Genomic DNA, 6,843 nt, shown 5'->3' on the forward strand with positions numbered 1-6,843 from the left:
GCCGGTCTACCGCCGCCTGGTGGCCGCGGCGGTCTCGGCGCGGGCGGGAGACACGGCGCGCGCCCGGGCCGAGCTGGCCCGGGCGCGGGGTGAAGCGGCGGGCAATCCCGCCGTGTCGCGCCCCATGGGATGGGACGAGGCGTACCTGCTGCTGGTGCTGGGCGACCGGGCGGCCGCCCGCGCGCGGCTCGACGCGTGGCTGGCCGAGTACCCGTCCATGCGGGAATCGGCCGCGCGCGACCCGCTCTTCCGGGAGCTGTTCCCGGACGTCAGCGCGGGCGTCCCCGCAGCTCGCTGAACCGCCGCATCCCCGAGCTGCCGTCCGGGCCCACGACCACCGCCGAGACCGTGTCCTTGATCGAGAGCAGGAATCCGCTCGTGGTCTCGTACCCCCAGTCCGACCGGGGAAGGTGGACCAGCCCGTACACCCCCGCGCCGGTGTTCCCCGCCTCCGCCTGCGCCAGGGGGGCGCTCCCTTCCCACGTCCGGTGGATGTCCGCGAGCTCCGCCAGCGCTTCGGCGCCGTACGCCATCGCGTAGTAGGGAATCATCACCTTGGAGACGGCGGCCGCGGTCCAGAACGCGGCATCTCCCTCCGGCGCGGGAAACTGTACGGATTGGGCGCCGTCGCCGGCCGGGGTCAGCGTGACCACGTCCGGGACCACGCGGTCGGGGCGCGTCCTGCCCGTGTGCACGGGGATCACCACCGAGCCGGCCGGGAGGGGGTGGGGGCACGCGGCCACGGGTGGCTTGAACTCTCCCCCCACCGTGTTGTAGATGAAGTAGCGCGGCTCCGTCCGCAGCGCGCTGACCCACTCGGCCATCACGCGAAGCTCGTACTCCGTCGGAAGCGCGGGCGTGGACGCGGGCGCGGCGGAAGGCGAGAGGTCGAGCAGGACGGGCGAAGGCCGGCAGGCCGACGGCGCGCCCGGGACCGTAAAGTCCCGCAGCGACGCAATCCGCTGCGTTCGCTCCCCGTCCAGGTACAGGACGTCCAGCAGGTCGCGCCCGTCCATCGAGCCGCCCGTACGGGGCCGGCTGCGCAGGAGCAGCGCGAACACCTTTCGGGCCGGATCGTACCGGTTCCACGCGGCGTCCAGGAAGTCCAGCATCTCCATCGCCCGCGGCCCGCCCAGTGCCGACAGGTACGGTACGACGAACTTTTCCACGGCCGATTCGCTCCAGAACGCCGCCGCGTAGTCGTCCAGTGGATGCTGATGCGACTGGTACCCGATCTGGATGCCCAGCGACGCCATCCGGGGCGCCTTGGCGCGCGTGCTGGCGGGGATCACCACCTGGGCCGCGGTGCGCGTGGAGTCCGGGCCCACGAGCGTCAGCTCCCCCCGGGCGGAGGGAGCGCCATCGTACGCGACCTGGATGTGCTCGTTGGGCATCAGCCCGGCCCACGCCGAGACCAGCCGCAGCGCCACGACGTCCATGGGGCGTACCGGGACCGTGGTCTCGGGTCCGGCGGCGGGCTCGTCCATCAGGTTGCTCATGTGTACCCGGAGGGGGAGGAGTGGGGCCGGGCGGCCAGTCCGCCCGGCTGCCGCCGCGGAGGGTCCGCGGCGCTCGGGGGAAAGGATCGTCCGTGCCCGTCATACTCACGTCCCCGTGCGCATCAATGTCCGCAAGTTGGCGCACCGCCGCACCTTCCGCGGCCCTCCCGTCCCCACGTGCGGACCCGGACGGCGGGCGCTCACGCAAGGCGGCCTTCCGCCCCGTTCCTCACCGGCGTCTTCTACGCGGTCCACGACCACGGCAACGGGGCCGCCGCCCTCCCGGTCCGCCCCCGCCGGCGCGCTGGCCTGTACGAGCACCGCGTGCCGCCGGCGCGGTGACGCGGCCGGATCGCGGTGCGGAATGAACGCGGGCTGGCGGAGAGATTCGCCGGCCCGCGTTCTTCCTGGGCGATCGTCGATCCTGCGGACGATGGTGTGCGCTTTGGCCCCGGTGAGCCGGTTTGCAGCCCCTTCCCGGCGTTCGCGCCCCGCGCGGCGCCGGCCCCACGTTCCATCCCGAGCGGCAGACGATCCAGGATGCAATCCGAACCGGACGCACGGCAGGGCCGGCGTGAGCTCGCGGCCATCATCACCGCGGCCGTGCTGCTGCAGGTGCTGATCGGGACCGTGGCCACCGTGCGCGGCGACGTGATCGCGTGGCCCAGCCTCCTGCATCGGCCCCTGACGCTTTGCGCGCTGTGGATCGCGGCGCTGGTGATCCCGCGCGTGGGATTGCTCCTGCTGACCGGCTGGTTCGCGTTCCTGGCCGTGATGTACGCCTGCGGCGGATTCGTCGCCGGCTACGCGACGCTGGCCGTGCTGCGCTGGACGGCGGCGGTCTTCCTTGGATGGGGCACGGCGCGGCTCGTGACCTCCGCGCGGATCCGTGCCTTGCGCGGGCGGGCGGGACCCGGCTGATCCCGTCCGCGCTCGCGTGTTGGGGCACAGCAGCCGCGACTTCGCCGCCGCTGCCGTGCTGGATGTTGTGGACGGCTCGTGTCGATCCCGCCTATCGCGGCGCCGGTGCGGGGCAGGGGGCGGACGCATCCACACCCGCGCGGTTGAAGCGCAGCGCCTGCACGCGCTCGTCGCTGAGGGTAAAGCCGATGACCTCGCCGCGGCAGTCGGTGATGAAGTGCATCAACCCGTACGCGATGGTGTAGCCGTCGCGAAAGACGGGCTCCGCCGCCTCGGGCGAGTCCGGGCCGCCGTGCACCACCCGCAGCGTGCCGTCCCCGCCCGCCACGAGCTCCCACGTGGCGCCCAGCTCCGGGCTCTCGTACTGGCCGGCGTAGCGCGCCGGGGCCGCCGCGGAGTCGCCGTTGGGCGCGGCGTACTGAAAGACGATCGTCGGATCGCCGGGCGACTCGCGGCGGGCGGTGCCGTCCACGAAGCGGTAGACGGTGCCCATCGACGTGGGGACGCGAAAGCGCCCGCCGCCCAGCGGCACCAGCGTGTGCACGGCGCCCGGCACCGGCAGCCGCAGCGATCCCGCGTCGTCCACGAAGAACCGGCGGACGAGGCCCGCCCGCGTGACGTACACGCCCGCGATCCGCGCCAGCTCCCGCGCGTCCACCGCCACGGGCGCGGATGCGTCGGCCGGCGCGGGGGCGGGCTCCGGCGCGGACGAGGCCGGCTCCGGCAGCAGCCCGTCGACCACCTGGCGCAGCAGGTCCGAGAGCGGGACGGTGTCCGCGTTGCAGGTGGCGGCCACGGACAGCGCGTAGTCGCGGACGTGCAGCATCTCCGCGCGGTATCCGCTGCCGGAGCCGCGATGACCGACGATCCGCGTGCCGTGGCGCTCCTCCAGCTCCAGCCCCAGGCCGTACGGCAGCGGAAAGCCGTCGGCGAGCGTCGCGTTCGTCTCCATCTCCCGCATGGCCTCCATCCCGCCGACGCGGCCCGTGCGCAGCCCCTCCGCCAGGCGCAGCAGGTCCTCCGCCGTGCTGTACAGCCCGCCGGGGCCCACGACGGGCACCGTCTCCGTCCGCGCCTCCCATCCCCCGTCGCCGTGCACGTAGCCCATGGCCAGCCGGCCGGCCCGCGCGGGATCGGCGTCGGCGACGAACGTGGTGCCGCGCATCCCCAGCGGCCGCAGGATGCGCGCGCCGGCGAACTGCGGCAGGGTGCGGCCGGACGCGCGCTCCACCACGCGCGCCAGCAGCACGTAGCCGGAGTTGCTGTACGCGCCGTCGGTGCCGGGGACGAAGTTCAGCTCGCGCTGGCGCAGGATCATCTCCATGGCTGCCGGGTCCGTCACGGGCGCTTCGTGTCCGCGTTGCATGAAGACGAGGCCAAAGACGTCGCGCACCCCGCCCGTGTGCGCCAGCAGTTGCCGCAGGGTGATGACGTGGCCGTAGTCCGGCAGCTCGGGGACCCAGCGGCGCACGTCGTCGTCCAGCGAAAGGCGGCCGTCCCGGGCCAGCAGCACCACGGACAGCGCCGTGATCGCCTTGCCGACGGACGCGGTGCCGTAGACGGTGGACGGCGTGGCGGAGCGCCGTCCGGCCACCTCCGCCATGCCGTACGAGCGCGCGAACAGGGTGCGGCCGTCGCGGGCCGCGGCCACGGTGCACCCGGGCCCGTCCGGCGCGATCCCCGCGAACACGGTGTCCACCCAGGCGTATCCGGCGGATGGACGGGGCGCGGATGCCGGCTGTGCGGACGCCGGGCTCGCGTTCAGCACCCACGCCGTGAGCAGGAGCGGGACGAACGATGCGCGGAGGGCGGGAAAGCGTGGCATGGGCAGGCGGGGAGAACGGTGGATGCAGGGGAACGACGACGCGTCCGGGAGGATACGACAAATTGTCCCCGTCGCGCTCGCATTGTATTAGTACAATGAGAAGGTCGATTGGTTGCATCCCCCGCGGACCGGCACCAGATTCGGAGCCCTCCCGCCCGGCGCCACGCTTCCGCGAGCAGATCCATGCCTTCGACGTCCCGCCCCACGCCCGGCACGATGACGCGGCCGGGACCGCACGCCTGGACGCCGGACGTCCGGGACGCCGGGGCGCCCCTGTACGCGGCCATCGTCGACGCGCTGGCGCACGACGTGGGGCGGGGGGCGTTGGCGCCGGGGCAGCGCCTGCCGACGCACCGCGAGCTGGCCCGGGCGCTGGGAACGTCCACGGGCACCATCACCCGCGCGTACATCGAGGCGGAGCGGCGGGGACTCATCCACGGCCGTGTGGGCCGGGGCACGTTCGTGCGCGACCTGACGGACCGCGGCGCGTACTCGCCCCGGGTGAACCCCGGGCGCATCGACCTGGGTCCCATGGCCGTGCCGGCCGTGCCGGGCGACGTGGGGCACGCCATGCTCTCCGCCGCGCTGTCTCGGCTGGGCGCGCGCGCGGACCTGGTGGCGCTGAGCGGATACCAGGAGCACGGCGGCACGGCGGAGCAGCGGCGGGCCGGCGCGCGCTGGCTGGCGCTGTGCGGCGTCCCCGCCGCCGAGCACGAGGTCACCGTCTGCGCGGGCGCGCAGCACGCGACGGCCATCCTGCTCTCCGCCCTGGCGACGGACGCCGGCGTGCTGATGGAGGAGCTCACCCACGCGGGCGCGCTGGAGGCCGTGAAGCACCTGCGCATCCCGGCGCATCCCGTGACGATGGACGGCGACGGGCTGATCCCGGAGGCCCTCGACGCGGCGGCGGTCCGCACCGGCGCCACCGTCCTCTACTGCACGCCCACGAACCACAATCCCACGGGTATCGTCGCCCCGGCGGCGCGGCGCGTGGAGATCGTGCGCGTGTGCCGCGCGCGCGGCATCACCCTCATCGAGAACGGGGCGCTGAGCCCGCTGGCCGCCGCGGCCCCGCCCCCGCTGGCGGCGCTGGCGCCGGAGCGCACCTGCTACATCGGCACGTTGTCCAAGGCCGCGCTCCCCGCGCTGCGCATCGGCTTCATCCGCACCCCGCCGGAGCTGGCGGACCGGGTGGAGCTGGGCGTCTCGGCCACGATGTGGTCCGTTTCGCCGCTGCTGGCGGAGATCGCGGCGACGTGGATTGGCGACGGCACGGCAGAGGCCCTGCGCGACGCGCGGCGCGCCGAGGCGGCGGCGCGGTGGCGCATCGCGGCGCGGGTGCTGGACGGGCACGGCGTCACGGGCGGTACGTCGTACCTTCTGTGGCTGCCGATCCCCGTCGACCGGTCCGCGCTGGAGGTGGTGGAGCAGGCGGCGGCGCGGGACGTGATGATCGGCCCGGCGCACCTGTTCGCCGTGCGGCCGGGGAGCGCGCCCAACGCCGTTCGCCTGTCGCTCGGCGCGCCGGGGTCCCGCGAGGAGCTGGAGGAGGGGCTGCGCATCATCGCCGGGATCCTGGCCGGCGATGGCCCGCGCCGGCGAAGCCTGTGACGAGGATCGATCCCCGGACCGGCCGAGCGTCGGGGGGATGAGAAAGGCGGAAGGAGCGCGAGACGCCTCTTCCGCCGTTCCCGTGTTCTCGCGCGACGCCCATTTCGCGCACGGACCACGGCTCACCGCGCATCCGCCGCTCCCGTGAGGCGCGGCGCGGGGTCGGGATTCTCGCCCGTCGCGGCGCGCCGGCCGAGCGCCTGGCGCCAGCTGGCGGAGAGCGCGGGGCAGGCGGCCAGCACGGCCGCGGCGTCGCGGTCGTCGCGCGCGGTGCATCACCTCGTGGGCGCGGGCGATGGTCCACTCCCGCGGTATCCGCTGCCGGAGCCGCGATGGCCGACGATCCGGGTGCCGTGGCTTGGCCCCCAGCCAGACGGGCCCCTCCACCGGCTCCCTTGAAGAAGCCCGTGGTCCAGGGGCGGTCGGCGGGGGCGTCCGCGTCGTCGAGGCCCACCGTGCGCGGAAGGCCCACGTGCACCGCGATCAGCCGTGCTTCCGTCATGGCTCTCTCCATTTCTTCTTCCACGGGGCGGGACGCCGCCGGGGCAGGGGAGGCCCGCCGCGAACGGCGTCCTTCCCGTGCTCCGGGCAAGGGTAGGTCCGCGCGCGCGCCCAGCCGCGACAGCGCGGCGGAGAGCATGGCGTGCCCCACGTCGCTCAGCACGGCCGGCGTCTGGATCCCTCCTCGTGCTGGATGGTGCCGACCGAAGAATCGGGTCGCCGGAGTGCGGGATCTCACCCGTGCGCTGAGTTGCTCTCGAGGCGGACGCGCACGGGCGGGATCGTGCCGGGGGCGCAAGCCGATTCTTCGTTCGGTCGGCGCCCCGGGTCCGAGTGAAGGGATGGACCCTGCCGGGCGCCTCCCTCGCTCAGAATGACAGCACGGGTGGGGAACAACCAATTCCAGACCCGTTCGAGAACGATTCAACCCCCCAGGGGTTTTTGGGGGAGGTGGGCGAGCTCCGCGAGCCCGGGGGGGGGGGGGCG

Annotated in this window: 6 protein-coding genes; 3 read left to right on the forward strand and 3 right to left on the reverse strand. The window is 74.4% G+C overall.

Annotated elements, in window-relative coordinates; genetic code table 11:
- On the forward strand, positions 1 to 298 hold a 298-nt coding region (locus VFZ20_RS00850), incomplete at its 5' end, for a hypothetical protein (RefSeq protein ID WP_329681915.1).
- Here VFZ20_RS00850 and VFZ20_RS00855 read toward each other — a convergent pair.
- Positions 270 to 1,499: a hypothetical protein gene (locus VFZ20_RS00855; protein ID WP_329681916.1), complete on the reverse strand. Its 1,230-nt coding sequence runs from the start codon at positions 1,497 to 1,499 to the stop codon at positions 270 to 272. The genes VFZ20_RS00850 and VFZ20_RS00855 overlap by 29 nt on opposite strands.
- Before the next feature lie 540 nt (positions 1,500 to 2,039).
- On the opposite strand from VFZ20_RS00855, the gene VFZ20_RS00860 reads away from it, so the two are divergent.
- Positions 2,040 to 2,420, forward strand: a complete 381-nt coding sequence (locus VFZ20_RS00860) for a hypothetical protein (protein ID WP_329681917.1) — start codon at positions 2,040 to 2,042, stop codon at positions 2,418 to 2,420.
- A gap of 91 nt (positions 2,421 to 2,511) precedes the next feature.
- Here the strand turns inward: VFZ20_RS00860 and VFZ20_RS00865 are convergent, their stop codons facing one another.
- Entirely contained in the window at positions 2,512 to 4,245 is a 1,734-nt protein-coding gene (locus VFZ20_RS00865; protein ID WP_329681918.1) for a serine hydrolase domain-containing protein, read from the reverse strand.
- Between the two features lie 183 nt (positions 4,246 to 4,428).
- Here VFZ20_RS00865 and VFZ20_RS00870 point away from each other — a divergent pair, with 183 nt between their 5' ends.
- Entirely contained in the window at positions 4,429 to 5,856 is a 1,428-nt protein-coding gene (locus VFZ20_RS00870; RefSeq protein ID WP_329681919.1) for a PLP-dependent aminotransferase family protein, read from the forward strand.
- 122 nt (positions 5,857 to 5,978) lie between these two features.
- On the opposite strand, the gene VFZ20_RS32685 is transcribed toward VFZ20_RS00870, so the two are convergent.
- Entirely contained in the window at positions 5,979 to 6,098 is a 120-nt protein-coding gene (locus VFZ20_RS32685; protein WP_349264044.1) for a hypothetical protein, read from the reverse strand.
- Positions 6,099 to 6,843 lie beyond the last annotated feature (745 nt).

Origin of the sequence: Longimicrobium sp. (genome assembly GCF_036280135.1) — a bacterium.
Taxonomy (GTDB): domain Bacteria; phylum Gemmatimonadota; class Gemmatimonadetes; order Longimicrobiales; family Longimicrobiaceae; genus Longimicrobium.